Here is a 2,084-nt window from a genome sequence, read left to right on the forward strand (position 1 = left end):
TCCATTGGGCTTCACACCCCGGTTCTTTGAAGTCCAGTATGGCGTTGGAAGATCGTTGTCGTACCACGCCAATACTCCGCCTTGACGGTCAATATCAAAGATCAGATAAGTGACCAACTTAGGTTGATTCACTTGCAGATACTTCTTCTTGATCGCTGTGGTTTTAGGGCGTATGTAAGTGACACCGAGTTCATCAGTGCAATACGGCTTATGAGGAAGCGTCTCGATTAGGTCGAGTTGAAGAGCGTTTGATTGTTTAGCTTTCACTCATAACCGCACTTATGGCGGTTTGATGATTGTTTTTGTAAGTGCATGTGCTAAAATTTCCTTTATGCGATGCCCTGCTATCTTAAATCTTCCACCAAGTTGATTAGTAAGATTCAGGGCTTTGTTTTATCTGACGTTTATCTTACCCCTCAACATCTTACTTCGCAATTCCCCCTCCTAACACTTCAAAGTTCAATCAATCACAAATAACCACTTATCAATTCAAAATCTTATTTCCGAACAACATCAACGATCTATTAGTTCTAACAACAACCTTTTTATTTTAGCTTGTCATTTTTTTGGTTCGCTCCCTCAGGGCCTACTTTTCAAGTAGCACCCAGAAGGAGCTTATACTATTGATATTAAAGAGAAATAGACTTGTGAAGCTACTGATTTATGAAAGGTGACTATGTGGGAAGATTTCGGATGATGAAAATCCTAATAATTATATTAATAGCAGGAGTTAAACGTTATTTATTCCCCAAAACACAACGAAGAACGGCTCCCTATTGGGAGCCGTTCTTCGTTGTATCTGAATCTCAGTGCGGATTAAGTGTCGTTACGTTAAATCATCATATTATAGAAGCCAACATAGTTAAGGGATAGTCAACGTTAGGTCAGACGCCATAGATAACCCAAATAATAACCCTGTAACATCAAAAAGGCCGCCCTTGGCGACCTTATCGTGGCTCTTACTTAGAACATTACTTGGAGAATACTCTTGAAGTGCCGACTCAAACAAAAAACGATCAATTTTAAGGATATGAGATGCAGGATACGTAAGACGGCACCTCACTACCTAACTGATGTACGCTACCATCAAAATAGAGAATATCATACATCACATCACCAGAAATAGAAGAAATACGACCATCAGTGGTCGCCGACCAAGTGAAGCCCCACGACCAATTAGCAAAACTATCTAATGGCTTGCTACTCATCACACCGTACGCCTCCAGCCACTCGTGCGTTTCCGGTAATCGCCAGTCAGTTCTCCCACCGACACTCTGGAGGTTGTAAGTATCGCACACTGCATTTGCGCTGCCCCAAGTGTACTGGTAAAAATCACCAGTTACGACGTAACTTCCATCTTCTGTATAAATAGATTCTCCCGGACGACCTCCAATACTGGATATATAAGCCACTGAAGGTGAACTGGTAATCAGCTTACCCTCACCAAAATCTACAAGGTCAATACATGCCTCATTTAAGAGGCAGGTATCAATCTCAATGCTGTCAGTCTCGGCATCATATGGATCATTGCCCGTTGCGGTTATCGTCAGCACTGTCCCGGGTGTGACGGCGGAGGTATTCAGTACGCCCTCACTGGAGATGGTTGCCCCGGTTGCTACTGGGCTAATGGCCCACGCCATGAAGCCTGAGTCTGTCGCGGCGGCATCCGTTGAATACGCGCTGCCATCAGTAAAATCAACACCAAACGTCAGTTGCACAGGAGACCCCACTGGGAACACTCGTTTATCGGCGCTGTTGCCTGCTATGTCTACAAGCGCGGAGCCAGAAACTGGAACGGCATTTGAAACATCAACGTCAATACTGTCAGTCTCGGTATCATATGGATCATTGCCCGTCGCGGTTATCGTCAGCACTGTCCCGGGTGTGACGGCGGAGGTATTCAGTACGCCCTCACTGGAGATGGTTGCCCCGGTTGCTACTGGGCTAATGGCCCACGCCATGAAGCCTGAGTCTGTCGCGGCGGCATCCGTTGAATACGCGCTGCCATCCGTAAAACCAACACCAAACGTCAGTTGCACAGGAACTCCCGCAGGGAACGCTTGGTTATCTGCGCTGTTGCCGGC

At 45.8% G+C, this 2,084-nt stretch carries 1 protein-coding gene and 1 pseudogene; both read right to left on the reverse strand.

Features of this window, described 5'->3' with window-relative positions; translation table 11 throughout:
* The coding region (locus AB4484_RS19630; protein ID WP_372079910.1) for a replication initiation protein at window positions 1-267 on the reverse strand (267 nt) is incomplete at its 3' end.
* A 755-nt stretch (window positions 268-1,022) separates the two neighbouring features.
* Window positions 1,023-2,084: pseudogene (locus tag AB4484_RS19635) on the reverse strand (hypothetical protein); the annotation flags it as partial.

The sequence above is a fragment of the Vibrio sp. 10N.261.46.A3 genome (assembly GCF_041472995.1).
GTDB lineage: Bacteria > Pseudomonadota > Gammaproteobacteria > Enterobacterales > Vibrionaceae > Vibrio > Vibrio coralliirubri.